The 26,878-nt window shown below is 57.8% G+C and carries 22 protein-coding genes; 7 read left to right on the top strand and 15 right to left on the bottom strand.

The features are described 5' to 3' along the window. Nucleotides 1-2 precede the first annotated feature (2 nt). The 6 genes from H0S68_RS00310 to xylF form a co-directional block, all read right to left on the bottom strand. Nucleotides 3-443, bottom strand: coding sequence for a hypothetical protein (locus tag H0S68_RS00310; RefSeq protein WP_020824697.1), 441 nt, complete (start codon nucleotides 441-443; stop codon nucleotides 3-5). Next, nucleotides 394-1,014 carry a nucleotidyltransferase domain-containing protein gene (locus H0S68_RS00305; RefSeq protein WP_410529074.1) on the bottom strand — a complete coding sequence of 207 codons (621 nt, stop codon included), beginning with the start codon at nucleotides 1,012-1,014 and terminating at the stop codon, nucleotides 394-396. Before H0S68_RS00305 ends, H0S68_RS00310 begins: the two co-directional genes overlap by 50 nt. 67 nt (nucleotides 1,015-1,081) lie before the next feature. Then, on the bottom strand, nucleotides 1,082-2,260 hold the full coding sequence (gene xylR / locus H0S68_RS00300; RefSeq protein WP_142816159.1) for a D-xylose utilization transcriptional activator XylR: 1,179 nt from the start codon (nucleotides 2,258-2,260) through the stop codon (nucleotides 1,082-1,084). Nucleotides 2,261-2,579: 319 nt separating this feature from the next. Then, on the bottom strand, nucleotides 2,580-3,764 hold the full coding sequence (xylH, locus tag H0S68_RS00295) for a xylose ABC transporter permease XylH (RefSeq protein WP_130016576.1): 1,185 nt from the start codon (nucleotides 3,762-3,764) through the stop codon (nucleotides 2,580-2,582). Then, complete coding sequence (locus tag H0S68_RS00290) at nucleotides 3,742-5,283, bottom strand: xylose ABC transporter ATP-binding protein (RefSeq protein WP_410529073.1); 1,542 nt, start codon at nucleotides 5,281-5,283, stop codon at nucleotides 3,742-3,744. Before H0S68_RS00290 ends, xylH begins: the two co-directional genes overlap by 23 nt. A gap of 29 nt (nucleotides 5,284-5,312) precedes the next feature. After that, nucleotides 5,313-6,308: a D-xylose ABC transporter substrate-binding protein gene (xylF, locus tag H0S68_RS00285; protein WP_020824692.1), complete on the bottom strand. Its 996-nt coding sequence runs from the start codon at nucleotides 6,306-6,308 to the stop codon at nucleotides 5,313-5,315. Between the two features lie 366 nt (nucleotides 6,309-6,674). Between xylF and xylA the strand changes: the two genes are divergently transcribed. From xylA to H0S68_RS00260, 5 genes are all read left to right on the top strand, one after another. Continuing rightward, nucleotides 6,675-7,994: a xylose isomerase gene (xylA, locus tag H0S68_RS00280; protein ID WP_020824691.1), complete on the top strand. Its 1,320-nt coding sequence runs from the start codon at nucleotides 6,675-6,677 to the stop codon at nucleotides 7,992-7,994. Between the two features lie 42 nt (nucleotides 7,995-8,036). Continuing rightward, on the top strand, nucleotides 8,037-9,488 hold the full coding sequence (gene xylB / locus H0S68_RS00275) for a xylulokinase (protein WP_410529072.1): 1,452 nt from the start codon (nucleotides 8,037-8,039) through the stop codon (nucleotides 9,486-9,488). 146 nt (nucleotides 9,489-9,634) lie between these two features. Next, entirely contained in the window at nucleotides 9,635-11,029 is a 1,395-nt protein-coding gene (locus tag H0S68_RS00270; protein WP_201895871.1) for an amidohydrolase family protein, read from the top strand. Nucleotides 11,030-11,128: 99 nt separating this feature from the next. Then, nucleotides 11,129-11,680: a cysteine hydrolase family protein gene (locus H0S68_RS00265; RefSeq protein ID WP_128864803.1), complete on the top strand. Its 552-nt coding sequence runs from the start codon at nucleotides 11,129-11,131 to the stop codon at nucleotides 11,678-11,680. Between the two features lie 2 nt (nucleotides 11,681-11,682). After that, on the top strand, nucleotides 11,683-12,606 hold the full coding sequence (locus H0S68_RS00260; RefSeq protein WP_128864802.1) for a GlxA family transcriptional regulator: 924 nt from the start codon (nucleotides 11,683-11,685) through the stop codon (nucleotides 12,604-12,606). On the opposite strand, the gene H0S68_RS00255 is transcribed toward H0S68_RS00260, so the two are convergent. Then, complete coding sequence (locus tag H0S68_RS00255) at nucleotides 12,601-13,593, bottom strand: acyltransferase (RefSeq protein WP_174573583.1); 993 nt, start codon at nucleotides 13,591-13,593, stop codon at nucleotides 12,601-12,603. The two genes, H0S68_RS00260 and H0S68_RS00255, sit on opposite strands and share 6 nt — an antisense overlap. A gap of 219 nt (nucleotides 13,594-13,812) precedes the next feature. Between H0S68_RS00255 and H0S68_RS00250 the strand changes: the two genes are divergently transcribed. Then, the gene (locus H0S68_RS00250) at nucleotides 13,813-15,060 is read left to right on the top strand and encodes an MFS transporter (RefSeq protein WP_128864800.1); all 1,248 of its coding nucleotides are present in this window, start codon (nucleotides 13,813-13,815) and stop codon (nucleotides 15,058-15,060) included. 475 nt (nucleotides 15,061-15,535) lie between these two features. Here the strand turns inward: H0S68_RS00250 and selB are convergent, their stop codons facing one another. The 8 genes from selB to fdnG all read right to left on the bottom strand — a co-directional run bounded on the left by selB (nucleotide 15,536) and on the right by fdnG (nucleotide 25,873). Continuing rightward, nucleotides 15,536-17,383, bottom strand: coding sequence for a selenocysteine-specific translation elongation factor (gene selB / locus H0S68_RS00245; protein WP_130016571.1), 1,848 nt, complete (start codon nucleotides 17,381-17,383; stop codon nucleotides 15,536-15,538). Then, entirely contained in the window at nucleotides 17,380-18,771 is a 1,392-nt protein-coding gene (gene selA, locus H0S68_RS00240; RefSeq protein ID WP_201895873.1) for an L-seryl-tRNA(Sec) selenium transferase, read from the bottom strand. The genes selB and selA overlap by 4 nt, the downstream gene beginning before the upstream one ends. 66 nt (nucleotides 18,772-18,837) lie before the next feature. Beyond that, the gene (locus H0S68_RS00235) at nucleotides 18,838-19,443 is read right to left on the bottom strand and encodes a glutathione S-transferase (protein ID WP_116691495.1); all 606 of its coding nucleotides are present in this window, start codon (nucleotides 19,441-19,443) and stop codon (nucleotides 18,838-18,840) included. 33 nt (nucleotides 19,444-19,476) lie between these two features. Beyond that, the gene (locus H0S68_RS00230) at nucleotides 19,477-20,124 is read right to left on the bottom strand and encodes a DcrB-related protein (RefSeq protein WP_020824682.1); all 648 of its coding nucleotides are present in this window, start codon (nucleotides 20,122-20,124) and stop codon (nucleotides 19,477-19,479) included. A 228-nt stretch (nucleotides 20,125-20,352) separates the two neighbouring features. Next, nucleotides 20,353-21,282 (bottom strand): formate dehydrogenase accessory protein FdhE, encoded by a 930-nt coding sequence (fdhE, locus tag H0S68_RS00225; protein WP_020824681.1) that lies wholly within the window; start codon nucleotides 21,280-21,282, stop codon nucleotides 20,353-20,355. Continuing rightward, nucleotides 21,282-21,917, bottom strand: a complete 636-nt coding sequence (fdoI, locus tag H0S68_RS00220; protein WP_013810963.1) for a formate dehydrogenase cytochrome b556 subunit — start codon at nucleotides 21,915-21,917, stop codon at nucleotides 21,282-21,284. The genes fdhE and fdoI overlap by 1 nt, the downstream gene beginning before the upstream one ends. After that, on the bottom strand, nucleotides 21,914-22,813 hold the full coding sequence (fdxH, locus tag H0S68_RS00215) for a formate dehydrogenase subunit beta (protein ID WP_020824680.1): 900 nt from the start codon (nucleotides 22,811-22,813) through the stop codon (nucleotides 21,914-21,916). The genes fdoI and fdxH overlap by 4 nt, the downstream gene beginning before the upstream one ends. A gap of 12 nt (nucleotides 22,814-22,825) precedes the next feature. After that, nucleotides 22,826-25,873 carry a formate dehydrogenase-N subunit alpha gene (gene fdnG / locus H0S68_RS00210; RefSeq protein ID WP_104410929.1) on the bottom strand — a complete coding sequence of 1,016 codons (3,048 nt, stop codon included), beginning with the start codon at nucleotides 25,871-25,873 and terminating at the stop codon, nucleotides 22,826-22,828. A gap of 145 nt (nucleotides 25,874-26,018) precedes the next feature. Between fdnG and fdhD the strand changes: the two genes are divergently transcribed. Continuing rightward, entirely contained in the window at nucleotides 26,019-26,864 is an 846-nt protein-coding gene (gene fdhD, locus H0S68_RS00205; protein ID WP_176984488.1) for a formate dehydrogenase accessory sulfurtransferase FdhD, read from the top strand. Nucleotides 26,865-26,878: the final 14 nt, after the last annotated feature.

Below are 26,878 nucleotides of genomic sequence, written 5' to 3'. Positions count from 1 at the left end.
GGCTATTCCAAAAGATGCGGATGTTTGAGTGACAACCAATCATTAATCGCCAACCACAGTGCCTCGGCTTGTTCCAGGCAGGTGTACACTGCTGCATCCGTCACTAAATCACCTGAGTAATCAGCGATATTGCGTTGTTTTCGCAAAGCATCCAGACAGATCATTGCTTCACGCGAGATACCCAGGGTAAGCGGCAACGATTGAATCATTAGCTGATGATGACCAGGTTTATTTGTCGAAGTCCGAAAACCTTCCGCCTGCAGAGCAGCATTGGCAATTTGCATAACCGCTTTATAGGCCGCATCAAAACGTGTTTCATTGCTAAGCAAAGTGATGCTGGCATCATGCTGGTTACGCGCAGCGGCGGAGAGTAATTTTCTGATGGCGCCCGCGTCAGGTTGTATCGCCTCCAGGCCAAGACCTATCAGGTTGTCTAACGTCATCCTTGCCTCCCAAAATCCTTAGCTGGGGCTTACTCATAATATCCTGAATAAAGGCTGAGTTTTCCGCCAAAGCCATTTGCCACTCTGCCGGCGAGTACAGCTTGGGGTTAATTTCTCGACCCAGTTCCTGCTGTAACGGGTAAAACGCGTTGATCACCTCAGAAAAAGACAAGTGACCGACGATCAGGACGTCTATGTCACTGTCTGCCGTCGCTTTACCACTGGCGATCGAACCAAAAATAAACGCCAGCTCAAGCTCAGCATTAAGCTCGGATAATAACTGCCGCAAACGTGCGGCCACCCCAGAGGTTTTGCGGAAAATCGCTACCAACTCTGCAAAAATCAGGCAGTCGGGGTTAGCGCGATAATAAATCTGCTTCCCTTGGGGCAGTCTTAGCAGAATGCCGCCCAGCGCCAACTTGCTCAACTCTTTATGTAGAGTACCGGCCTGAGTTGCGGTCCGACGCGCAATTTCGCGCACATGAAATGCCTGCTCCGGCTGCATTAGCAGCAGATTTAGCACTTTTCGTCGATATTCACTGAATAAAAGATCGAGCAAAGAGTCGTACATGGTGCTTCTCTATGTAGCCTTATTAGCTACAAATGTAGCCAACAAAGCTACATTAAACAAGCAAGCACTAATACCCGACCTCACCGTAACGCTCGCGGTAATCCTTCGGCGTCATGTCGTAACCCTTCTTGAATACCGAGTAAAAATACTGCAGTGAGGGGTAGCCGCACATCTGCGAAATCTCGTTGATGGTCAATGAAGTTGCCTTTAACAGGTTACAGGCCCGATCCAGCTTTTCCTGATGGATTACATGGTGGATGGTTTCGCCGGTTTCATCTCTGAAGCGTTTTTCAAGATTGGAACGCGACAGCCCTACCGCATCGAGCACCTGTTCGACCTTGATACCCTTACAGGCGTGATGGCGAATATAATGCATGGCCTGGATCACCGCCGGATCACGCAGCGAACGAAAGTCGGTGGAACGGCGCTCGATCACCTTCACCGGCGGCACCAGAATACGTTGCAGCGGCAGCTCACGACGATCGAGCAACTGATGCAGCAGCTTGGCGGCACGGTAGCCCATCTGGCGGGTGCCCTGCGCCACGGAAGACAGCGCCACCCGCGACAGGTAGCGCGTCAGCTCTTCATTGTCGATGCCGATGACGCACAGCTTTTCGGGCACCGCAATGTCCAGATGTTCGCAAACCTGCAGCAGATGGCGTGCCCGGGCATCAGTCACGGCGATGATGCCGGTCTGCTGCGGCAGCGTCTGTACCCAGTCCGCCAGCCGGTTCTGGGCGTATTGCCAATTCTCCGGCGCAGTGGCCATGCCCTGATAGACCACGCCCTGATACTGCTCCAGCGCCACCCGCTGACGGAAAGCATGTTCACGCTCTTGCGCCCAACGTTTACCACCTTCGCTCGGCAAGCCGTAGAAGGCAAAGCGATTAATGCCCTTGTCCTTGAGGTGGCTGAACGCCGCCTCAACCAACGCCTGATTATCCGTGGCGATGTAATGCACCGGCGGGTAATCCTCATTACGATGATAAGAGCCGCCCACACCGACGATCGGCACCCTGACGTTATGCAGCAAATGTTCGATTTCACGGTCGTCGAAATCGGCAATCACCCCATCGCCCAACCAGTCCTTGATGTTGTCGATACGGCAACGAAAATCCTCTTCGATAAAGATGTCCCAATCGCACTGTGAAGCCTGTAAATACTCACCAACGCCCTCAACCACCTGGCGGTCATACACTTTATTGGCGTTGAACAGCAACGTAATGCGAAAGCGCTTTTCGAACATGCGGTATCCCCGGTAACCCCCAGTGAAGGTAGGGGGCGAATAAATTCGCCCCGATTAAGGCGGGCGCAGCATGCAGCGCCCCTACCCTGTCTGGGGATGGCGAGTGAGTCGCCTGGCTGCAACTTGAAAGCTACAGGGTATTCTCTGCGAGAGCAGCAAGCATCACCTCATAACTGTGACCGCGGGCGCTATATCCAAAGTAATTGGAGTCGTATCAAGGCGGCAAAGGGACTCATTCCGATGAGCTTACTAAAGTAAGTGATTCGGGTGAGTGAGTGTAGCCAACACAGATGCAGCTTCAAGTATGAAGGATATATTCTTATGCCCGGCGCTTGGTGGCGGAATCCATCCACACCGCCAGCAGCAAAATGGCCCCCTTGACGATGTACTGCCAGAAAGTCGGTACGTCCAACATGCTCATGCCGTTATCCAGCGAGGCCATGATAAACGCCCCCATCACCGCCCCGGCCACGCTGCCTATGCCTCCGGCCAGGCTGGTGCCGCCAATCACGCAGGCAGCAATGGCGTCCAGCTCGGCAATATTGCCCGCCGAAGGCGAACCGGCACCCAGCCGCGAACTGAGGATCAGACCGGCAATCGCCACCATCAGACCGTTGATGGCAAACACCGCCAGTTTGGTGCGCTCGACGTTGACGCCCGACAGGCGCGCAGCGTCAATATTGCCGCCGATGGCGTAAATCCGACGGCCAAAGGCGGTGCGGGTGGCCATAAATATCCCCGCCAGCATCAGCGCGGTCAGGATCAGCACCGGCGTAGGCACCCCGCGATAGTCGTTGAGCAAATAGATTGCGCCGAGTACCAGCAGCGCCAAAATGCTCTGCCGGGTTACGTCACCGGTCGGCGTGGCTACCGGCAACCCCAGCTGTACGCGTCGACTGCGCCGCCGCCATTGCCAGGCCACAAACAGCATCAGCCCCACCGCACCGATACCGAAACCCAGCCCACCCGGTAAATAGCTCTGACCGATTTGCGACATGGCGCCGCTGGTCGGTGCCACCGTGGTGCCATTGGTGATGCCGATCAGGATGCCGCGAAAGGCCAACATCCCCGCCAGAGTGACGATAAACGAAGGGACTTTGCGATAGGCAACCCACCAGCCGTTCCAGGCCCCCAACAGCAGACCGGCCACCAGCGTCACCACGATGGTCAGCGGCAACGGCCAACCGAACCAGACGTCAAAAATCGCCGCCGCGCCGCCCAGCAGCCCCATCATCGAACCGACCGACAGATCGATTTCCGCTGAAACGATCACGAACACCATTCCGACTGCCAAAATGCCGGTGATCGCCGTCTGGCGCAGCAGGTTGGAGATATTACGCGCGCTGAGATAGGCCCCTTCGGTGGTAAAGGTAAAGAACAGCATAATGACGACTATCGCCGCCAACATTACAAACACCTGCAAATTGATGGATTTCAGCTTCATCGTCGTTTTTTTCTCCACCCTTGCCGCTACCAACGCTTCAGACTGCGTGTTTTTCGACATCTGTTTCACTCCTCAAAGCGGCTTCCATCACCTGTTCCTGGGTCAAACCGCGGTTGATCAACGAAGCCTTGATGCGCCCCTGGTGCATCACCAACACCCGATCGCTTAATCCCAGCACTTCCGGCAACTCGGAAGAAACCACGATCACCGCAATCCCCTGCTGTACCAGTTGATTGATTAATTTATAGATTTCTTGTTTTGCACCAATGTCGATGCCGCGCGTCGGCTCATCCAGAATCAGGATTTTCGGCTTCAACAGCATACACTTGGCCAGAATCGCCTTCTGTTGATTGCCCCCGCTCAAGCGGGCGATAGCCAGTTCTGGCGAGGAGGTTTTCACCCTCAGCTGCGCCAGCGACTGGCGGATGGTTGCCTGTTCATGGGCGTCGTCGATGACCGTCAGCATGCCGCTGAAATCACTCAGCGCCGCCAGCGTCATATTGGCCCCGACGCCCATCACGGGGACGATGCCATCACGCTTGCGGTCTTCCGGCACCATGGCAATACCGTAGCGCATCGCCTGACGGCAGTTGTTGATAGTGGCCGGCTGACCATTGAGGGTAATGCTGCCCTGCCAACGACCAGGGTAGACGCCGAACAGACACTGCATGGTTTCGGTACGCCCTGAGCCGACCAGCCCGGCAACGCCGAGTATTTCGCCGCGCCGCAGGCTGAAAGAGACATCGTCCACTCGGCGAACCTGACGGTTAACCGGATGCCAGGCGGTCAGGTTATCCACCTGCAGGATCACCTCGCCTATCTCATGCTGTTGTTGCGGATACAGCTCGGTCAGCTCTCGCCCCACCATCATGGCGATAATGTCGTCCTCACTCATTTCCGCCGCCGGACCGGTGCCGATGTGCTTGCCATCGCGGATCACGCAGATCAGATCCGAGATCGCCTTCACCTCGTTCAACTTGTGCGAAATGTAGATACAGGCAATACCGTGATCGCGCAGATCCCCGATGATCGCCAGTAGCGTGGCGGTTTCACTTTCCGTCAGCGAAGCCGTAGGTTCATCCAATACCAGTAGCCGAACCTGTTTGTTCAGCGCCTTGGCGATCTCCACCAGTTGCTGCTGCCCCAACCCGAGTTCGCCAATCGGCGTATTGGGATCCACCTCCAGTTTGACCTGCGCCAGCATACGTCGGCAGCGCAGGTACATGGCGTCATAATCCATCACCCCGTAGCGGCGCCATTCATTGCCGAGAAACATGTTTTCCAGCACCGTCATCTGCTTTACCAGCGCCAGCTCCTGGTGAATGATGGCAATACCTTTCTGCTCGGTGTCGCGAATATTTTTCGCCGTCAATAAATCGTCAGAGAAATAAATATCTCCCTGATAACTGCCGTGTGGATATATTCCGCACAGCACTTTCATCAGGGTGGATTTTCCCGAACCGTTCTCACCACACAGCGAAAATACCTGGCCAGCTTCCAGTTTCAGGCTGACATTATCCACCGCCTTAACCGCACCGAACTGCATGGTGATATTTTTCATTTCTAATAGGTTGGGCATTATTCCCTCCACATTACCGGCTTTCGGAATTATTGAATGTCGGCTTTTTTGTGGAAACCGTCGGCAATAATAGTGCTGTCGATATTCGCTTTATCCACCGGGATCGGCGTTAATAACCAGGAGGGCACTTCTTTGCTGCCGTTATTTAAGCTGGCGTTGGTTTTCGGCTGTTCGCCCTTGCCCAGCTGCACGGCAATGCCCGCTGCCTCATCGGCCAGTTTGCTGATTGGCTTATAGACCGTCATGGTCTGGGTACCGGCGACGATACGCTTCACCGCCGCCAGATCGGCGTCCTGGCCGGAAATGGCCACTTTGCCAGCCAGGCCCTGTGCGGCAAGCGCCTGAATTGCGCCACCGGCGGTGGCATCGTTAGAAGCCACCACCGCGTCAATCTTGTTATTGTTGGCGGTCAGCGCATTTTCCATGATTTTCAATGCGTTTTCCGGCAGCCATCCATCAACCCACTGATCGCCCACAACCTTGATTTTCCCGCCGTCGATCAGCGGTTGCAGCACCTTCATCTGGCCCTGGCGGAACAGCTTGGCGTTGTTATCCACCGGCGAGCCGCCCATCAGGAAATAATTGCCCTGCGGTACCCGCTGCACCAGGCTTTGCGCCTGCAATTCGCCGACCTTTTCATTATCAAAGGAGATGTAGAAATCGATGTCCGCGTTATTGATCATGCGGTCGTAAGCCAGGACCTTAATGCCTTCCCGTTTGGCTTCGCTGATGACGTTGCTCAGCACCTGGCCGTTATAAGGAATAATCACCAGCACGTCGACGCCGCGGTTGATCATATTTTCGATCTGCGCCATTTGGGTTTCTTCATTGCCGTTAGCGGATTGGACAAACACGTCTGCCCCCAGCGACTTGGCTTTGCTGACGAAGATATCGCGGTCTTTTTGCCAGCGCTCCAGGCGCAGGTCATCGATCGCCATGCCGATTTTGACTTCTTTGCTGAACGCCGGTTGGCTGGCCAGCGCCAGCAGCGCGCAGACAGAAAGGAACACAGGTTTAAATTTCATCTTATATACCTTTGTTATTTAAAGCATAAGGAAGGTAATTGAAATAGGCCGATTACACAGCTTCGAGCAGATTGTTGTCGCTTATTTATACTTCGGCAATTACTGATTTTTACCGGCCAATTACGATTTTTGGTTTAATGTTATTTTTATGATGGCGGTCATGCTTTCACGCTGTAAAACAGCACATCGACAAATAAAAATGAAAGAAGCCTTAAATAAAGCACGGTTAAACCCTTATTATGGGATCTGCCGCACATTTAATAATTCTGTGAATTTAAGTGTGAAATAACGTAATTGAGCCGTCTGCCGCAAACTCCGAAGATAAAGCCATCCCGTAACTCGGGCATTGCTACCCAGGAGTCGATAATGCAACCTTATTTTGATCAGCTTGAGCAAGTGCGCTACGAAGGCCCAGCCAGCAATAACCCCCTGGCCTTTCATCACTACAATCCGGATGAACTGGTGCTTGGCAAGCGCATGGCGGAACATCTGCGTTTCGCCGCCTGTTACTGGCATACCTTCTGTTGGAACGGCGCGGACATGTTCGGCGTCGGTGCCTTCGATCGTCCCTGGCAGCAGCCGGGCGACGCGCTGGCGCTGGCCAAACGCAAAGCCGACGTGGCGTTCGAGTTCTTCCACAAGCTGAACGTACCTTACTACTGCTTCCATGACGTAGACGTCTCACCGGAAGGTGCCTCGCTGAAAGAGTATCTGCACAACTTTGCGGTAATGACCGACGTGCTGGAAGAAAAGCAGCACAGCAGCGGCGTGAAACTGCTGTGGGGCACCGCCAACTGTTTTACCCATCCGCGTTATGGCGCCGGGGCCGCCACCAACCCGGATCCGGAAATCTTCAGTTGGGCAGCCACCCAGGTATTCACCGCCATGAACGCCACCCAGCGCCTGGGCGGTGAAAACTACGTGCTGTGGGGCGGGCGTGAAGGCTATGAGACCTTGCTCAATACCGATTTGCGCCAGGAACGTGAGCAAATTGGCCGCTTTATGCAGATGGTGGTGGAGCATAAACACAAAACCGGTTTCCAGGGCACCCTGCTGATTGAGCCCAAACCGCAGGAACCGACCAAACATCAGTACGACTACGACGTCGCCACCGTCTATGGTTTCCTTAAGCAGTTCGGCCTGGAAAAAGAGATCAAGGTGAATATCGAAGCCAACCACGCCACGCTGGCAGGCCATTCGTTCCACCATGAAATCGCCACCGCCATTGCGCTGGGCATTTTCGGCTCTGTCGATGCCAACCGGGGTGACCCACAGCTGGGCTGGGATACCGACCAATTCCCGATCAGCGTAGAAGAGAACGCGCTGGTGATGTTCGAAATTCTCAACGCCGGGGGATTCACCACCGGTGGGTTGAACTTCGATGCCAAAGTCCGCCGTCAAAGCACCGACAAGTACGATCTGTTCTATGGTCATATTGGCGCCATGGATACTATGGCACTGGCACTGAAGGTCGCGGCAAAAATGGTGACTGACGGCCAGTTGCATCAGCAGGTAGCGAAACGCTATGCCGGCTGGAATGGTGAATTGGGCCAGCAAATTTTGCAGGGCAAACTGTCGCTCGAAGCCTTGGCGCAGTACGCTGAAGGCCATGCACTGGCGCCGCAGCACGTCAGCGGCCGTCAGGAACAGCTCGAAAACCTGATGAACCGCTATCTGTTCGGCTAACCGATCGCGCGGCACACGCCGCGCCTTTAAGGATCCTCAACCATGTATATCGGCATCGATCTCGGCACTTCCGGCGTAAAAGTTATTTTGCTCAGCGAGCAGGGCCAATTGCTCGCCAGCCACGGTGAATCGCTGCCCATTTCCCGTCCTCATTCCCTATGGTCAGAGCAGGCCCCGCAGGACTGGTGGCACGCCACCGACCGCGCGATGCTGGCGCTGGGCAAACAACACAGCCTGCAGCAGGTAAAAGCCATTGGGCTCAGCGGTCAGATGCACGGTGCCACGCTGTTGGATGCACGTCAGCAGGTGCTGCGCCCGGCGATTTTATGGAACGACGGCAGAAGCGCCGCACAGTGTCTGGCGCTGGAACAGGCGGTGCCGCAGTCGCGGCAAATCACTGGCAACCTGATGATGCCGGGCTTTACCGCCCCCAAACTGCTGTGGGTACGGCAGCATGAGCCCGAGCTGTTCAAACGTATAGATAAAGTCCTGCTGCCCAAGGATTACCTGCGCTGGTGCCTCACCGGCGAATTCGCCAGCGACATGTCGGACGCCGCAGGAACCGGCTGGCTGAACGTGGCGCGGCGCGACTGGAGCGAGGAGATGCTGGCGGCATGCAGCCTGACTCGCCGCCAGATGCCACAGCTGCTCGAAGGCAATCAGATCACCGGCCAGACCCATATTGAACTGGCCAAACGTTGGGGCATGTCGCCAGTGCCGGTGGTGGCCGGCGGCGGTGATAATGCCGCCGGGGCGATCGGCGTAGGCCTGTATCAGCCGGGGCAGGCGATGTTGTCACTCGGCACCTCCGGCGTTTATTTTGCCGTCAGCGACGGTTTTCTCAGTAACCCGACCAGCGCGGTACACAGTTTCTGCCATGCGTTGCCCGACACCTGGCACCTGATGTCGGTCACGCTCAGTGCCGCATCCTGCCTGGACTGGGTATGCAAACTGACCAACGTCGAGGACGTCGCTACCCTACTGCGCAATGTCGAACAGGCACCGCCGGCGGCAGCGCCGCTGTGGTTCCTGCCCTATCTTTCAGGCGAGCGTACGCCGCACAACAATCCTAACGCCAAAGGCGCATTCTGGGGCCTGACTCACCAACATGGGCCAACCGACCTGGCGCGCGCCGTGCTGGAAGGGGTTGGTTTCGCCCTGGCTGATGGCATGGACGTACTGCACGCCAGCGGTCTGCAGCCGTCCAGTATCACCCTGATTGGCGGCGGCGCGCGCAGCCCCTTCTGGCGACAAATGCTGGCGGATATCAGCGGTCAGCGGCTGGAATACCGCACCGGCGGCGATGTTGGCCCGGCGCTGGGAGCGGCTCGCTTGGCTCAGATTGCCCTGAACCCGCAGCGCCCACTGGCTGAATTGTTGCCTGAATTGCCGCTGGAACAGGTACATACACCGGATGCCGAGCGCCACCAGCAGTACACCGCGCTGCGCAGCACCTTCCGCGAGCTCTATTCCCGTCTGTTACCGTTGATGTAAAACCGAAAGGGGGCCAAACAGCGCCCCCTTATTATTGCCAAATCGAATAGTCGCCAGTGGCAAATGTCACTGCCAACCCACGCGCTCCTCTCCTAAATTGGTGGCTGTCTTTTGACGCACCTCACCTCTGGATTAAGGAATTGAACGTGGAAAAAAACCAACAACAAAGCCGCAGAGCTTTCCTCAGCCAAACCGGCAAGCTCACCACCGCCTGCGCAGTCATTGGTCTGACGGGGGGCGTGGCGCAAGCCGCCGCGCCAGCGAGCAACGCATGTATACCAGAGAGCACACCTATGACCCTGACCGACAGCCACTACTGGCTGAGCGACGTTCGACTGGAAGACGGTTTTGAGTACGATGGCGAGACGGTGATCGGCACCCGCACCGCGCTGTATCAGCTTGAAATCAAAGACGGAAAAATTGCCGCAGTTCACCCGAAAGAAGCAACGCCTCCCGCCGGGGTAGCGCGCTATCAGGCGCAGGGCCAACTGCTGCTACCGGCATTTCGCGACATGCATATCCATCTGGATAAAACCTTCTACAGCGGCCCATGGCAGGCACCGCGCCCACGTCAGGGCAAAACCATCATGGACATGATCGCGCTCGAACAGACCTTGATCCCCAAGCTGTTGCCCACCTCGCAGCAGCGTGCGGAAAACCTGATCGCCTTGCTGCAATCGAAAGGCAGCACCGTGGCACGCAGCCACTGCAATATCGATCCGGTCAGCGGGCTGAAAAGCCTGGAACACCTGCAACGTGCGCTGGAAAACCACCGGGCGGACTTCAGCTGTGAAATCGTCGCCTTCCCGCAGCATGGCCTGCTGCATTCCAAAGTCGACGGCTTGATGCGCGAGGCCATGCAGATGGGGGTGCAATACGTCGGCGGACTGGATCCGACCAACGTTGACGGCGCCATGGAGAAGTCGCTGGATGCGATGTTCCAGATTGCACTCGACACCGGCAAAGGCGTCGATATCCACCTGCATGAAACCAGCCCCGCCGGCGTAGCGGCAATCAACTACATGATCGCCACCGTAGAAAAGAACCCGGCGCTGCGCGGTAAAGTCACCATCAGCCATGCGTTTGCCCTAACCGTGCTGAACCCGAGTGAACTGGAGGAAACCGCTAGCCGGCTGGCGGCGCAGCAAATCACCATCGCCTCTACGGTGCCGATTGGCGGGCTGATGATGCCGCTGCCGCAGCTCAGTGAAAAAGGGGTATTTGTGATGACCGGAACCGACAGCGTGATAGATCATTGGTCACCGTTCGGCAGCGGAGACATTCTGGAAAAAGCCAACCTTTACGCCCAACTTTACCGCGGCTCCGACGAATTCCACCTCTCCCGTGCTATGGCAATCTCGACCGGCGGCGTGCTGCCGCTGAACGACAAAGGCCAACGCGTCTGGCCGCAGGCCGGGGACAACGCAGAGTTTGTACTGGTCAACGCAAGTTGCTCCGCCGAGGCGGTGGCACGCCTGCCGGCGCGCACGGCCACTTTCCATCAGGGGCGGCTGGTCGCTGGCCAGGTCGGCAAAGCCTGATGCTGGTCCGTTGATGTCACCATGATGGCCGTTTTTGGCCTTCTGCCAGACAAAGTAACGGCGCAGTATGGCGTCATACCCATTGGCGGAGGGCCGAAAATGTCACAGAGCGCGTTATTGATCATCGATGTTCAACAATCATTCCAGCATCGCCCATTCTGGCAGGAAGAAGATCTGCCCGCTTTCCAGCAGGCACTGACACGGCTGATCGAAGGCTGTCGCCGGCAGGGCATAGCCCTGGTTGATGTTTTCCACGTATCACCGGAGGGGCCGTTTTCGCTGGCATCCGGCTGGGTAAAACCGCTGCCGTTCCTCAACCATCAGGCAGACGTCACCGTTCATAAACAGGTGCACAATGCACTGACCGAATCCGGTCTGGACGCCTGGCTGCGCCAACGGGATATCGATCACTTGATTATCTCCGGCATCCGCACCGAACAGTGCTGCGAAACCACCACCCGGGTGGCGTCCGATCTCGGTTATCGGGTGACTTTCGTCACCGAGGCCACGATGACTTTCCCGATGCAGCATCCCAGTGGAGAAGTCTTTACCACCGAACAACTCAAGCGGCATACTGAGACGGTGCTGGTCGACCGCTTCGCCCAGCTCGCCAGCGTGGATGAAGTGCTGGCGCAACTCTCACAGGAGTAATCATGCCGCAGGCCGTCTATTTTTTGATGTTGCCCAACGCGCTGTCGCTGGACGTCAGCGGCCCGGCCGAAACCCTGCGTTTGGCCGGGGCATTCAGCCTGCGCTACATCAGCCCACTGCCGCAGATCACCTGCTCGATTGGCATGACGTTGAGCCAGCTGCAGCCGCTGCCCACCCGACTGGAAGACGGCGCTATTGTGGTGGTGCCCGGCGCACGCGATTCACGCAGCGATTTTGACCATCAGGCGGCCGAACAGGCCCGCCACTGGCTGGCGGCGCTGCAACCCGATTTGCAGCAGCAGCGCATCACGCTGGTCTGTATCTGCTCCGGCGCCCTGCTGGCGGCGCAGGCCGGGCTACTCGACGGCTATCAGTGCACCACCCACCATGATGTGATCGAACGCATGCGTCAGCAGGCCCCGGCCGCGCAGGTGAAAGAGAACCGTATCTTTGTTGAAGACCGCAACCTGTACACCAGCGCCGGCATTACCGCCGGTATCGATCTGGCGCTGCATTTGATTAACCGCCAATGCGGTGCAATACGGGCAATGGAGATTGCCCGCGAAATGGTGGTGTATTTTCGCCGTTCCGGCGATGATCCGCAGCTCTCCCCCTGGCTGCGTTACCGCAACCATCTGCACCCGGCGGTGCACCGTGCGCAAGACGTGATGGCCGCCGAACCCGAGGCCGAATGGTCGGTGCCGCAGGTGGCGGAAAAGGCCCATGTCAGCAGCCGCCATCTGGCCAGGCTGTTCCGTAGCCATGTCGGCATCAGCGTGCGTGAATACCATGAACAGCTGCGGCTGGCGGTGGCGCAGCAGCGGCTGCAACAGGGCTATGGGCTGGAAAAGGCGGCGCTGGCGGCGGGGTTTTCCTCCGGTCGTCAACTGCGGCGTGCCCAGCAGCGCGGCTCGACCGCGTTATGACACCAGCCGCCGAGAGTCTATTTTCTGCAATCCCATCGACAACAGCAGGCTGAGCGCCAACGCCACGCCGAATACCCAGAAGATATCCAGTAACGGATGGGCGGTCAGCGTCAGGTGACGGCTGCGCATAAAATTGACGATAATGGCGTGAAAACCGTAGATTGCCAGCGAATGTCGGGAAAAAACGCCCAACCAGCCAATAGGCTCGGGCAGACAATTTTTAAACCATACCACCAGGGATACCGCCGCGATAAACACCAGCGGCCCACAGTAGATGTAATAAGTATCGGCAAAGTTACCGTTGATGAACATCTGGCTTTTGGTGCCCTGAACGATCAACGCCACGCTAGCCACAAACCCCAATATCGCCAGCCAACTGGTACCTCGCCCCTGGGTGTCCATCATGCCAATCGCCCGGCCGGCCAACGCGTACAGCAGGTAGTAAAAGGTGTCTCCGTAGATATACAGATTGACCGGCAGCAGGTGAGCGTTACCCAGGGTCAGCGAGCTGGTATTGGGATTGGCAACCACCGCCAGGATCACCAACACGCCGGCCAGATAGCGGCGTGATACCGGCTTGACGTTGATCAGCGGCGACAGCAGATAAATCACCGCGATCGCATAGAAGAACCACAGATGGTAGAACACCGGCTTTAACAATATGCCGCGCAGCGACGGCCAGAAACCGATTTTGGTAAACGCCGCGATATAAATCAGCGCGACCGCGCTGTAAAACGCAATACAGCAACCAATGCGGATGAAATGCTTTTTGCCGGCGCTTTTCTCGCCGAAAAACAGGTAGCCGGAAATCATGAAAAACAGGGGTACCGAAACGCGCGACAGGGAGTTCAGCACATTAGCGATGTCCCAGTTATGTTCGCCCACCGCCACCCCGCTGGTGACGTAGTAGGTGGTGGCGTGGATCATCACCACCATCATGCACGCTACGGCGCGCAAGTTATCTATCCAGCCAATTTTATTGCTCAAAAGATCGCCCGCAATATTGTCATCTTGATTTGTTAAAATAAGGTTATAGAGCGAAAGTGTGGGTGGCAACCCTGACGGCGAATATCAGAATGTGCTGAAACAACACCTTATCGTTGCTAAGGTGAACAATTGGCGGCAAAATAGCCGCCACAACTCGCTCAGATTGCGCTTCCCGCCCTGGCAGTTCCTTATTTCTTCTTTACTTTCAGTACGATAAATATGAAAACTACTTTACCACCTGCGGCTCGCTTGGGTCGACAGGCGCTTTTATTCCCGCTTTGTCTGGTGCTGTTCGAATTTGCCACCTATATCGGCAACGATATGATCCAACCTGGCATGTTGGCGGTAGTGGCCGATTTCAACGCCGGTGAAGAGTGGGTGCCAACCTCAATGACCGCCTATCTGGCCGGCGGTATTTTCCTGCAATGGCTGCTGGGGCCGTTGTCGGATCGGCGCGGGCGTCGCCCGGTCATGCTGGCCGGCGTGGCGTTTTTTATCGTCGCCTGTCTGGCTATTTTGCTGGTGACCAGCATCGAACAGTTTATCTTTATGCGTTTCCTGCAGGGGATTGGCCTGTGCTTTATCGGCGCAGTGGGTTACGCCACCATCCAGGAGTCGTTTGAAGAGTCGGTGTGCATCAAAATCACCGCGCTGATGGCCAACGTGGCGCTGATTGCCCCGCTGCTGGGGCCGTTGGCCGGTGCCGCGCTGATCCACGTCGCGCCGTGGCAGAGCATGTTCGTACTGTTCGCCGCACTGGCTGCGTTTGCCTTTTACGGCCTGTGGAAAGCCATGCCGGAGACGGCTTCGCTGCAGGGTGAGAAATTCTCGGCCGCCAACCTGTGGCGCGACTATCGTCAGGTATTGTCCAACCGCCGCTTTATCTGCGGCGCGCTGGCCATCGGTTTCGCCAGCCTGCCGCTGCTGGCCTGGATTGCCCAATCGCCGGTGATCCTGATCAGCGGCGAGTCGCTGTCGACGCTGGATTACGGTCTGCTGCAAATTCCGGTGTTCGGTGCGCTGATCCTCGGCAACCTGACGCTGGCACGTCTCACCGGCAAGAACAGCGTCCCGCGCCTGATCAAGCTGGGTGCCGGGCCGATGATGCTGGGTTTGCTGATCGCGGCGCTGGCGACGATATTCTCCAGCCATGCCTATCTGTGGATGACTGCGGGTCTCAGCCTGTACGCTTTCGGCATCGGGCTGGCCAACGCCGGGCTGTACCGTTTGACGCTGTTCTCAAGCAACGTCAGCAAAGGCACGGTCTCCGCCACCATGGGCATGTTGAGCATGATGGTGTTCACCGTCGGTATCGAGCTGGCAAAAGTGGCTTACGTGTGGGGCGGCAGCGGGCTGTTCAATCTGTTCAACCTGCTCAGTGGCCTGTGCTGGCTGGCACTGGTGGCGCTGTTCCTCAGCAAACGCCGCAGCGGCGATGCAACGCCGACGCCTAACGCTGCGTTATAACAAGCGCCGAGCTAACGACACGGGAAGAGACGATATCTCTTTCCGTGTTTCAAGATTTACACTGGATTTAACTCTATCAGTCAGATGAATCAGTTCTCAAACTTATAGCCCATGCCAGTACCGCCTCATGGCTGATAAAATTCATCTGTTCAACGTCACTAAGTGCCTCTAGCGTCAAGCACCTCTGTTCTTTCTCTCGCACAAACCCGGCATACTTTTCATCATCTTTCTTATGGGCAGTGGTGATAAACCTTCAGTATTCATCCTGATGACCTCGCGACTTAATCAAAATACACGGCTATACCCAAAATGATTGGAGTTGCATCACAACAAAGCCACGGCTTTGTTGAACAGCGCTTGCGCTGGCCCCAACGGGGCGAGGCTTTGCCGAGTAACGCGGCAAGAGCATGAGTCCCCAGGAGCTTACTCAAGTAAGTGACTGGGGTGAGTGCTGGCAGCCAACGCAGAGGCAGCTTCAGGTATGACGGGTATAGAGTCCGCTGTCGCGCAGCAGGTGTTGGTTACCCTTGCGGCGGGTAAATCCGCTGCGGTCGAAAAACTCCAGCACCTGAATGGCCAGTTTACGCCCCACGCCAAGCCGGTCACGAAAATCGGCGGCGTTGGCGCTGCCCTGCGTTTCATCCAGTTCACGGATCAACGCGGCGAATTGTTCTATCCGTTGGCTTAGGTAGTAACGATCCACCACCACTGCCGTGACATGGCCCAACTGAGCGGCTTTACGCAGCGTGGTCCGCACCCATGCCTCGTCCTCGCCCAATTCGGCAGCCAGATCGCGTACCCACCAGGCTTCGTCGCCGAACAGCGGTTCAATACGGGCCCACAGGATTTGCTCTTCGGCGCTGAACGCCAAACCGTGCTCCGGCAGGTGCAGCCACCCGCGCGTATTACTAAGCAAACCGGCAGCCAGCAGCCGATCGATCATCATAAATGCCAGCGGCTCAGACAGTTGCGGCACAGCCATGCGCCGCAGGCGCGCACGCCCCAGGCCGAGCTGATCGCCATGCTGCTGGTGATACTCGGCCAACACCTGCAGCAGACGCTGTTGATCCAGCTGTGCATTCTCCTGCGCCAACGCCCTATCACCGGCAATCAGCAATTCATGACTCGCCAACAACTTCGCCAACGGTTTCTCGGTCAGTTGTCGTGCCCAGGCAAAGGCCGCCAGATCCAGCGCGCCCTTGGGCAAATGCAGCGCCAACACCTGACAGTCATCGTCGGCCTGTGCCAGCGCCGCCAGCCAGGCCAAATACTCGGGTTGGCGCTTACCCCGTTTGGGCGTCGTCAAGCTCAGCACCCTTGCGCCGCCCAGGGTTTGGCGTGCGCCAATATCGCGCAGCACCAACCGATCGTTTTCGGCCAGCCATAGCGGACGGTCAAGGATCAGTTCCGCCAGCCCATCACTGAGCAACGAAACTCGTCCGGTAATATGGCTGGCGGCATGATGTAAATGCAGCGGCTGCCAGTGCTTTATCGGCAAATCCTTATCTAACGCCACCAGAATTCGCTCGGCGGCGATCGGGGGCTTTTGCGCCAGCAACCAATCGCCGCGTGCGACCTGATCTTTGCTGACGTCACCGCTAATATTCAACGCAATACGCTGTCCAGCCTGCGCTTGCTCAACCGGTTGGTTTTGCGCGTGCAAACCGCGAACCCGCACCGGCGCGTCGGCGCCGGTCAGCCACAGCGTGTCGCCTACCGCCACCTGGCCACCCAGTGCGGTACCGGTCACTACCAAACCAGCGCCTTTCACGCTGAACGCGCGATCCACCGCCAGGCGGAAGCGGCGCGTTACCGCATGTTCGTCAGGCCGCAACGCCAGCAAATGCGCGCGCAGTGCGTCGATTCCCTGCGACTGCGGCGCGGCGGTGACAAACACCGGTGCCTGTTGCCACCCCTGGCGCGTCAGCTCCTCGTCAAGCTGCTGTCGAACCTCTTCGACACGCGCTTTATCCACCCGATCGGCTTTGGTCAAGGCCACCGTCAGCGCCGGACGCCCGCTCAATCGCAGTATCGCCAGGTGCTCGCGCGTTTGCGCCATCACGCCATCGTCGCAGGCCACCACCAGCAAGGCATGGTCGATGCCACCAACGCCCGCCAGCATATTGGCGAGGAATTTCTCGTGTCCCGGCACGTCGATAAAGCCCAACACCCGGCCATCGGGCTGCGGCCAGTAGGCATAACCCAGATCTATGGTCATGCCACGGCGTTTTTCTTCCGGCAGGCGATCCGCATTGATCCCGGAGATCGCTTGCAGCAGGGTGGTTTTGCCATGATCGACATGGCCGGCGGTAGCAATAATCATTCTCTCAGGGCCTCAATCAGCGCGTCTTCCTGCTCCAGACAGCGCAGATCGAGCCACAGCCTGCCGTCGTTAATTCGGCCGATCACCGGCTGTGGCAGCCGACGCCAGCGTTCTGCCAACGCTTCCAACGTTGCGCCACGGCCATCAAGCGGCGCAAAGGTCAGCGCATAGCTGGGCAGCCGATCGACCGGCAACGAACCGCTGCCAATCTGCGACCAGCAGGGTTCGGCACGCAGTTGGAAATGCCCGGCAAACTGCGGCGCCAGCACCTGCAACAGGCGTTCGGCAGAACCCTGCATCGCCTGCTGCGGGCGGGTCAATAGCCGTAGCGTCGGCAGCTGTTGTGCCAACAGTTCGGGCTGTTGATAGAGTCGTAAAGTCGCTTCCAGCGCCGCCAGCGTCAGTTTGCCAACGCGTAGCGCACGCTTCAGAGGGTGTTGCTGCAGCTTGGCGATCAGCGCCTTTTTGCCGACGATGATGCCGGCCTGCGGGCCGCCGAGCAGCTTGTCGCCGGAGAACGTCACCAAATCTACTCCGGCGGCGAGCAACCGCTGCGGCATGGGTTCCGCCGGCAGACCGTATTGCGCCATATCAATCAATGAGCCGCTGCCCAGATCGGTGGCGGTCGGCAGGCCATGCTCTGCGCCGAGCTGCGCCAGTTCGGCTTCTTCCACCGCGGCGGTAAAGCCCTGGATGCTGTAATTGCTGGTATGCACCTTCATCAGCAGCCCGGTCTGTTCGTTAATCGCGCTGCGGTAATCTTTCAGGTGGGTGCGGTTGGTCGTGCCGACCTCGACCAGTTGGCAACCGGCCTGGCGCATCACGTCAGGGATGCGGAACGCACCGCCAATTTCCACCAGTTCGCCACGCGACACCACCACCTGCTTGCCGGGGGCGATCGCCGCCAGCATCAGCAGCACCGCAGCCGCATTGTTGTTGACGATGCAGGCGTCTTCCGCGCCGGTCAATTGGCATAATAAATCCGCCACCGCGCGATCGCGGTGACCACGACCGGCACCGTCCAGATCGTATTCCAACGTTACCGCCACGCCCATGGAACTCGTCACCGCCTCTATCACCGGCTGCGCCAACAGGGCCCGGCCAAGGTTGGTGTGCAGCACGGTGCCGCTGAGGTTGAATACCGGTGCCAATGCCGGACGCTGCCATTGCTCCAGCTCCGCGCTGAGCGCCTGTGCCCAGTCACCGCACCAGTCGGGTAACCTTTGGTGGTGTTTAATGGTTTCACGCGCCTGCAGTTGCAATTGACGCAGTAACTCACCAATCAGCGTTTGTCCGTGCTGCGTAACCAGCGGTTCGATAGCGGGATCGCGCAACAGGCGATCGATGGCGGGTAACTGGCTGTAAAGAAGCTGGGATTCAGTGCTCATGGTCGCTCGGTTTCAGTGTAGAGGTCTCGCATCAAGTAAAACCCCGCCGCAGCGGGGTGAGGGAAATCAGGGGGGCAAGGTGCGGGCAAAGCTTTCACGGGCAAACAGCCGCTCGGCCAGTTTGATCAGCGCCGGTCGCTCGACGCACCAGTTGGGCATGATGCGGCGGAAATTCAGGTAGCCCAGCGCACAACCGGTAGCAATATCCGCCAGCGTCAGCGCTTCGGCATTGAGCAACGTTTTTTCCTGCGCCAGTTTTTCCAGCGCATCCAGTCCGTGCGTCAGCTTGTCTCGCTGGCGCAAGATCCAGTTTTCGTCCTGTTTTTCCGACGCCCGTTTGCTCTCGCGAAACAACGTGGCGGCAGCCTCCGTCACGCCATCGGCCAAGGCTTCCACCTGGCGTATGCGCAACGCGGCGGCGCGTTCGACAGGCAAAAACGCCGGGGCCACGGACAACATTTCGAGGTATTCGGCAATCACCCGCGAGTCGTAAAATACGGCGCCATCATCGGCCACCAGCACCGGCACTTTGGCCAAGGGGTTCAGCTCAACCACCCGGCTGCCCGGTTCATACGGCGGATCGTTAACGAATTCGAACGCCATCCCCTTTTCCAGCAGCATCACGGAAATCTTGCGGACAAAAGGGCTGGTGTAACTGCCAATAAGCTTCATCAGTCTTCCCCTCGCTTGCAAACCACAACGTTGTTATTGCACCGCCAGCGTGTCGATAATCTTCTGGACCAGCGCCTGGTGCGCCTCCGGCGTTTTGGCCGGCGACAGCATCTGCAACGTCACCACCCGCTTGTTGAACACCGTCAACATGATGGTAGACACCACCTTCTGCCCGCTGACGCTCTGCTCGGTATCCAGCCGATGGAACTTCTGCTTGCCGACGGTGAAATTCTCTTCTTTGGTGGTCCGAATATTTTGATAGCGATCGGCCAGTTCGGTGAGCATGCTCTGCGTCAGGTCCTTGAGCATTTTATCGCTGCCGTTGAGCTTCATGCCGTCAGGCGGGATCACTTCGGAAGAGACGGTGCTCTGGCGTGATTTCCCGTCGAGGAAGCGCTGAATGGTGGACTGGCTGTCGTTGACGATGCCGCTGTTCTCAGTCTGATCGCTAAAGCCCGGCGGCAATTCAAAGGTGATCTTGCCCTTTTGCATCGAGACTTTCAGCCCCGGGGGCGTCGCTGGCGGAGTTTCGACCGCCGGCGGTGGCGGTGCAGGCTGCGTGACGGTCGGTTTGGGATCCGGCTTCGGTATCTCCGGCTTGGTATCGTCCTTGTTGTCACAGGCTGCCAGCCCTGCCGCTAAAACAGCAACCGCAGTGAATTTCGCAATGGTCTTCAACATCGTCTGTCCCTTTTCCTTTCGCTTCGCGCGTCATTGCGTAAACGTAGCAACTCGCCCGGGCGAATGCCAGAATCCCCGTCCGAAATTAATGGTATTTACGGCCTTAAAGGCGTAGCGGGCAAGGACAGTTTGAGTGCGGACAGCGCGCAGGCCCCGGAGCGTACACGCAGTACGTGAGGAGGCCGAGCACTGCCCAAGGTTAAAATGTCGCAGCCCGGTAGCCGATCATCATTCCCCCGGGAACAGGAATGGATTGATGCTGCTGCGGGCAAAGCCTTCGTCTTCCATTTTGGCGTCGAGCACCAGCGTGGCCAAATCATCAGCGACGGCCTCAACCTGCGGGTCTTTTTCCTGATACAAAATCTTCAGGTAGGTACCGCAGTCACCGCAGCTCTCCGCTTTAACCGATGCCAGCTCGGTGTCCAGCGACCAATAGTTGAGATCGCGGGTCTGCTCACAGTTGCTGCATTTGATCCGTACCACGTGCCACTCGCTTTCGCACAGGTTGCAGTGCAAATAGCGCAGGCCGCTGACGGTGCCGATATGCACCACGCTGGAAACCGGGATGCTGCCGCACACCGGGCAGAATTGACGGTGTTCGCCGTATTCGGCGCGCGCCTTGCCGGGGATAAGGCTGGCCATCTGCGCCCAATAGAGCGACAGCGCGGCCCAGATGAACGGCGCTTTTTCGCTGCCGATCTTGGCGAAATCCTGGTTAAGCAACGCATCAGCCAACAATTCCAGCTCGTGCGCCGAGGCTTTTTCCAGGTTATCCAGCACCGCCAGAATGTGCTCCGGCGCCTGCGGGCGCAGCTCGGCAATCAGCGATGTCAGCAACCGGTGCCAGTGTTGGCTACGCGGAAAAACGCTCAGATCCAGCGGCGGCTTGCCACTGTCGGCACCCTGTTGCAGGACTTCGGTAAGATCAAGCGTCAGCGGGTTGTCGTGCAACGCATGGTGCTGCGCTTCGGCCAGTTGGGCAGCAAAATTCAGGTAGTCGCCCAGCGGGTTGTCGGTCGCCAGCTTACGCAGGCGTTCAGCGCGGCGGCTGTACAGGCTTTTCAGATTAGCGAAAAGTAACGGCGGGATGGTCTCCGCCGTTGTGGACTTCTCGCGCTGTGCCCCTAACTGCTCTTTAGGAACGATGCGGATGCTCATCAGGGTTTGTCTTCCTGTTGTTTCTCGCGGACCTCTCGGTACCAGCGCGGGTGATGTTTTTTAGCCCAGGCCGCCGGCACCCAGCCTTCCACCATCGCGGTAATGGTACCTTTTACCCACAGCGCGGCGTAAATGTGCACCATAATCACGATAATCAGACCGACCGCAGCCAGCGAATGCACCAGCAGCGCAATGCGGATCAGCGGTATCGGGAACGACGGCGCAAAGTAAGGCCGCCAGATCACCACACCGCTGGCCAACAGCAACACCAGGCTAATGATTGCCGCCCAGAATACGCACTTCTGACCGAAATTATAACGCCCGGTGTCACCCACTTCCTCGTTCATGGCGATTTTATGGATGTTTTTGGCCCAGACAATGTCCTCGCGATTGATCAGATTATGCTTCCAATAACGCAGGAACATCAGCAGGAAAGCCGCAAACATAATCACGCCGACAAAGGGGTGCAGAATGCGCGCCAGCTGCGGCGTACCGAAAATGTTCATCAACCAGTTGAAGGAGGGGAAAAAGAACCCCAGCCCGCTGATGGCGGCAAACACAAAGCAGAACGCCACAATCCAGTGGTTAATCCGCTCCGGCGCGCTGTAGCGCTGAATACGCTTTTCCTTTTTCATTTGCGCGTCTCCTCATCATGCAGCTCGTCGTTATCTTCCTCTTCGACGCGGTTTGGTCCGACGCCGACGTAGTGGAACACGCTCGCTGCAAAGGTGGCGGCAAAGCCGATGGCCGCCAGGGGTTTCCACACGCCTTTCCAGAACGTGACCGCCGGGCTGATGCTCGGGTTATCCGGCAGACCGTGATACAGCTGCGGTTTGTCCGCATGGTGCAACACGTACATGACGTGCGTGCCGCCCACGCCCGCCGGATCGTACAGACCGGCGTTCTGATAGCCACGGGTGTTCAGCTCGCTGACGCGATCGGCGGCGACCTGCTTCATCGCTTCCTTGGTACCGAAGTGAATGGCGCCGGTCGGGCAGGTTTTCACGCAGGCCGGTTCCTGGCCAACATCAACGCGGTCGACGCACAGGGTACATTTGTACACCCGGTTGTCGTCCTTGTTCATGCGCGGCACGTCGAACGGGCACCCGGCGATGCAGTAACCGCAGCCGATACAGTGCTCAGACTGGAAGTCGACGATACCGTTGGCGTACTGGATGATCGCACCTTCCGATGGGCAGGCCTTCAGGCAGCCCGGGTCGGCGCAGTGCATGCAGCCGTCCTTGCGGATCAGCCACTCCAGCTTGCCGTTTTCCTCCACTTCGGAGAAGCGCATCACCGTCCACGACTTGGCGGTCAGATCGGCGGGGTTATCGTACACCCCGACGTTGTGCCCGACTTCGTCGCGAATGTCGTTCCATTCGGAACAGGCCACCTGACAGGCTTTGCAGCCGATACAGGTGGTGACATCGATCAGCTTGGCCACTTCTTCCTGGTGGTCACGGGCGCGCGGCGCCGGCGTGAAACCATTGGTGGCGGATTTACGAATGATGTCCTGAGATTGCATTGCCATAATTCGTCTCCGTTACACCTTTTCCACGTTAACCAGGAACGCCTTGAACTCTGGCGTTTGCGTGTTGGCGTCGCCGACAAACGGCGTCAGCGTGTTGGCGATAAAGCCTTTCTTGGCCACCCCTTCGTAACCCCAGTGGATCGGGATGCCGATAGTGTCGACCTCTTGGCCGTGCACCTGCAGGGTACGGATACGCTTGGTCACCACCGCCTTGGCCTTGATATAGCCTCGGTTGGAGCTGACCTTGACGGTATCGCCATGCTGGATGCCCTTTTTCTCCGCCAGTTTTTCGCCGATCTCCACGAACTGCTCCGGCTGCGCGATCGCATTGAGCAACGCGTGCTTGGTCCAGTAGTGGAAGTGCTCGGTCAGACGATAGGTGGTGCCGACGTAAGGGAATTTGTCGGATTTGCCCATCGCTGCCAGGTCGTCCTTGAACACGCGCGCCGCCGGGTTGGACACCACGTTCGGGTGCAACGGGTTGGTGCCGAGCGGCGTTTCGAACGGCTCGTAGTGTTCCGGGAACGGCCCTTCGGCCATTTTATCGGTGGCGAACAGGCGCCCCATGCCTTCCGGCTGCATGATGAACGGCCCGACGTCACTGCCGGGTGCGGCGGCGCTGTAGTCCGGGATATCCACCCCGCCCCACTTGGCACCGTCCCACTCCAGCAACTGACGTTTTGGATCCCAAGGCTTGCCTTGCGGATCCGCCGAAGCACGGTTGTACAGGATGCGGCGGTTAAGCGGCCATGCCCAGGCCCAACCCAACGTATTGCCGAGGCCGGACGGATCGGCGTTATCGCGCCGCGCCATCTGGTTGCCGGCCGGCGTCCAGCTACCGGCGAAGATCCAGCAACCGCTGGCGGTGGTGCCGTCGTCGCGCAGGTGAGCAAAGGTGCTGAGCTGCTCACCTTTTTTCGCCAACACTTTGCCGTCGGCGTCGAGAATGTCCGCCAGTGCCTTACCGTTGCTCTCCATCGCCACTTCTTCGGCCGCAGGATTATCCGGCGTCAGGTAGTCCCAGGTCATGTTCAACACCTGTTCCGGCACCGCACCGCCGTCACGCGCGTACATCTCACGCAGACGGGTGAAGATGCCCGCCAGGATTTCGCCGTCGTTCAGCGCTTCGCCAGGGGCATCGGCGCCCTTCCAGTGCCACTGCAGCCAGCGGCCAGAGTTGACGATCGAGCCGTTTTCTTCGGCAAAGCAGGTGGACGGCAGGCGGAACACTTCGGTCTGAATCTTCGACGAATCGACGTCGTTGAACTCGCCGTGGTTCTGCCAGAAGTTCGATGTCTCGGTGTTAAGCGGATCTATGGTCACCAGGAACTTCAGTTTGGACAGGGAAGCCACGACCTTGTTCTTGTTCGGGAACGACGCCACCGGATTGAAGCCCTGGCAGAAGTAGCCGTTGACCTTGCCTTGCGACATCATTTCGAAGTACTGCAGCACGTCGTAGCCTTTGTCCCACTTCGGCAACCAGTCAAAGCCCCAGCTGTTGTCCTTCTGCGCCTTGTCACCGTAGAAGCTCTTCATCAGGCTGACGAAGAATTTCGGGTAGTTGCCCCAGTAGTTCACCTGGCCCGGCAGCAGCGCCTTCGGCGTGTTTGCTTTCAGGTAAGTCTCGAGATCCGGTTGCTTATCCGACGGCAACGTCATGTAGCCCGGCAGGCTCTGCGACAGCAGACCCAGATCGGTCAGGCCCTGAATATTGGAGTGGCCGCGCAGCGCGTTAACGCCGCCGCCCGCCATGCCCATGTTGCCGAGCAGCAGCTGGATCATCGCCATGGTACGAATGTTCTGTGCGCCGACCGAGTGCTGAGTCCAGCCCAGGGCGTACAGGAACGATGCGGTTTTATCCGCCACGCAGGTTTCGGCGATGTATTCACACACCTGGAGGAAGTCTTCCTTCGGCGTGCCGCAGATGTTGGTCACCACCTCTGGCGTATAACGGCTGACGTGCTCCTTGAGCAGGTTCCATACGCAGCGTGGATCTTGCAGCGTGACGTCGCGCTTGGCGAAGCCGTTCTCGTCGAACTGGTAGTTCCAGGTGGTTTTGTCGTATTTGCGGTTTTCCGCGTCATAGCCGCTGAACAGGCCGTCGTCGAAGGCAAAGTCTTCCCGCACCAGCAGGCTGGCGTTGGTGTAGGCCTCAACGTATTCGCGGTTAATTTTGTTGTTGGTCATCAGGTACAGCAACACGCCCGACAGGAAAGCAATGTCGGTCCCGGAACGGATTGGCGTATAGAAATCCGCTACCGATGCAGTACGGGTAAAGCGCGGATCGATAACGATCAGCTTGGCTTTATTGTGAATTTTGGCTTCCATCGCCCAGCGGAACCCCACCGGATGCGCTTCCGCCGCATTACCGCCCATGACGATAATCAGATTCGCGTTCTTGATATCAACCCAGTGGTTGGTCATCGCACCGCGACCAAATGTTGGAGCAAGACTTGCTACCGTTGGTCCGTGTCAGACACGCGCCTGGTTGTCTACGGCAAGCATGCCGAGAGCGCGACTAAATTTTTGCGACAAATAACCGGTTTCGTTGCTGGCGGCAGAGGCGCACAACATGCCGGTGCTCAGCCAACGGTTGACGGTAACGCCCTGTTCGTTGGTTTTGATGAAATTGGCGTCACGGTCTTCTTTCATCAGCTTGGCGATGCGGGTGAAGGCGTCGTCCCAGCTGATGCGTTGCCATTTGTCCGAACCTGGCGCCCGGTATTCCGGGTACTTGAGGCGACTTTCGCTGTGGATGAAGTCGACCAGGCCGGCGCCTTTCGGGCAAAGCGCACCGCGGTTGACCGGGTGATCCGGATCCCCTTCAATGTGGAAAATGCTTTCTTTGGCGTTTTTGGCGCCATCACCAAGGCTGTACATCAACAGCCCACAGCCGACGGAACAATACGTACAGGTATTACGGGTTTCGCGCGCGCGCAGCAGTTTGTACTGCCGGGTTTCCGCCAACGCCACTTCCGGGGCAAAGCCCAGCGCAGCTACCGTCGTTCCTGCCATACCGCCAGCGCAGATCTTAAAGAACTGCCTTCTGCTGACCTGCATGGGGGTCTCCTTTCACTCTCGATTGTCACATTGTTTCAAATGGCGCTTTCCCCCTCGAAGCGGGAAGCGCTAAAATTACTGTTGTTTTTGCGGTGGCAATATTACCACAGCGTGTATGTGGTTGTTACAAACAGGTGCCAGTTAAGTGAACAATATAAACTCAGACCAACACATAAATGAGACCTCGCTCACAGGGGTGACCCAGGCTCAGGTTTATCAACGCGGGCAACTCGCCACCGCACAGCCGGATTGGCTGGCGGAAGAGGTTCCGGTCGCGCTGGTCTATAACGGCATCTCTCACGTGGTGATGATGTGCACGCCCAAAGATCTTGAGGCGTTCGCCCTGGGCTTTTCCCTGTCGGAAGGCATCATCGAATCGCCACGCGATATCTACAGTATAGAGATTAACCAAACCTGTAACGGACTGGAGGTGCAAATAGAGCTCTCCAGCCGTCGGTTTGCCGGTTTGAAGGAGCGCCGTCGTGCCATGGCAGGCCGCACCGGCTGCGGCGTATGCGGTATTGAACAGCTGGCAGACATTTTCCGTCCGCTGCCTGCACTGCCATTCACCCAGACTTTTTCCCTGGATAATCTCGACTCCGCATTGAAACAGCTGCGAGAAGTACAGGAAGTTGGGCAACTGACCGGTTGCACCCATGCCGCCGCCTGGTTATCCCCACAGGGTGAAGTACTTGGCGGATGCGAAGACGTGGGCCGTCATGTCGCCCTGGACAAGCTGCTCGGCGTACGCGCCAAACAGGGCTGGTCTCAGGGAGCGGTATTAACCTCCAGCCGTGCCAGTTATGAAATGGTGCAGAAGGCCGCGATGTGTGGCGTGGAGATTTTGTTCGTGGTGTCTGCGGCAACCTCGCTGGCCGTGGAAATCGCCGAGCGCAGTAATCTGACGCTGGTCGGCTTCAGCAAACCCGGCCGCGCCACGGTGTTTACCCACCCTCAGCGCCTGGTTGAACAGATTAAACCCACACTTTAAGTAGGGCATTGATA

The sequence above is a fragment of the Serratia sp. AXJ-M genome (genome assembly GCF_046531865.1).
Taxonomy (GTDB): domain Bacteria; phylum Pseudomonadota; class Gammaproteobacteria; order Enterobacterales; family Enterobacteriaceae; genus Serratia; species Serratia liquefaciens.
The sequence above is the reverse complement of the archived record's forward strand: the minus strand, read 5'-3'. Positions and strand labels throughout refer to the sequence as shown.

Bases quoted from the DNA above. Each gene is read 5' to 3' on its own strand.
- H0S68_RS00305 (WP_410529074.1), bottom strand. From the start codon at position 1,014: ATGTACGACTCTTTGCTCGATCTTTTATTCAGTGAATATCGACGAAAA.
- H0S68_RS00230 (WP_020824682.1), bottom strand. From the start codon at position 20,124: ATGTTGAAGACCATTGCGAAATTCACTGCGGTTGCTGTTTTAGCGGCA.
- fdxH (WP_020824680.1), bottom strand. From the start codon at position 22,813: ATGGCAATGCAATCTCAGGACATCATTCGTAAATCCGCCACCAATGGT.
- H0S68_RS00250 (WP_128864800.1), top strand. From the start codon at position 13,813: ATGAAAACTACTTTACCACCTGCGGCTCGCTTGGGTCGACAGGCGCTT.
- xylB (WP_410529072.1), top strand. From the start codon at position 8,037: ATGTATATCGGCATCGATCTCGGCACTTCCGGCGTAAAAGTTATTTTG.
- xylA (WP_020824691.1), top strand. From the start codon at position 6,675: ATGCAACCTTATTTTGATCAGCTTGAGCAAGTGCGCTACGAAGGCCCA.
- fdhE (WP_020824681.1), bottom strand. From the start codon at position 21,282: ATGAGCATCCGCATCGTTCCTAAAGAGCAGTTAGGGGCACAGCGCGAG.
- xylR (WP_142816159.1), bottom strand. From the start codon at position 2,260: ATGTTCGAAAAGCGCTTTCGCATTACGTTGCTGTTCAACGCCAATAAA.
- selA (WP_201895873.1), bottom strand. From the start codon at position 18,771: ATGAGCACTGAATCCCAGCTTCTTTACAGCCAGTTACCCGCCATCGAT.
- xylH (WP_130016576.1), bottom strand. From the start codon at position 3,764: ATGTCGAAAAACACGCAGTCTGAAGCGTTGGTAGCGGCAAGGGTGGAG.
- xylF (WP_020824692.1), bottom strand. From the start codon at position 6,308: ATGAAATTTAAACCTGTGTTCCTTTCTGTCTGCGCGCTGCTGGCGCTG.
- H0S68_RS00265 (WP_128864803.1), top strand. From the start codon at position 11,129: ATGTCACAGAGCGCGTTATTGATCATCGATGTTCAACAATCATTCCAG.
- H0S68_RS00310 (WP_020824697.1), bottom strand. From the start codon at position 443: ATGACGTTAGACAACCTGATAGGTCTTGGCCTGGAGGCGATACAACCT.
- fdoI (WP_013810963.1), bottom strand. From the start codon at position 21,917: ATGAAAAAGGAAAAGCGTATTCAGCGCTACAGCGCGCCGGAGCGGATT.
- H0S68_RS00235 (WP_116691495.1), bottom strand. From the start codon at position 19,443: ATGAAGCTTATTGGCAGTTACACCAGCCCTTTTGTCCGCAAGATTTCC.
- H0S68_RS00260 (WP_128864802.1), top strand. From the start codon at position 11,683: ATGCCGCAGGCCGTCTATTTTTTGATGTTGCCCAACGCGCTGTCGCTG.
- H0S68_RS00290 (WP_410529073.1), bottom strand. From the start codon at position 5,283: ATGCCCAACCTATTAGAAATGAAAAATATCACCATGCAGTTCGGTGCG.
- selB (WP_130016571.1), bottom strand. From the start codon at position 17,383: ATGATTATTGCTACCGCCGGCCATGTCGATCATGGCAAAACCACCCTG.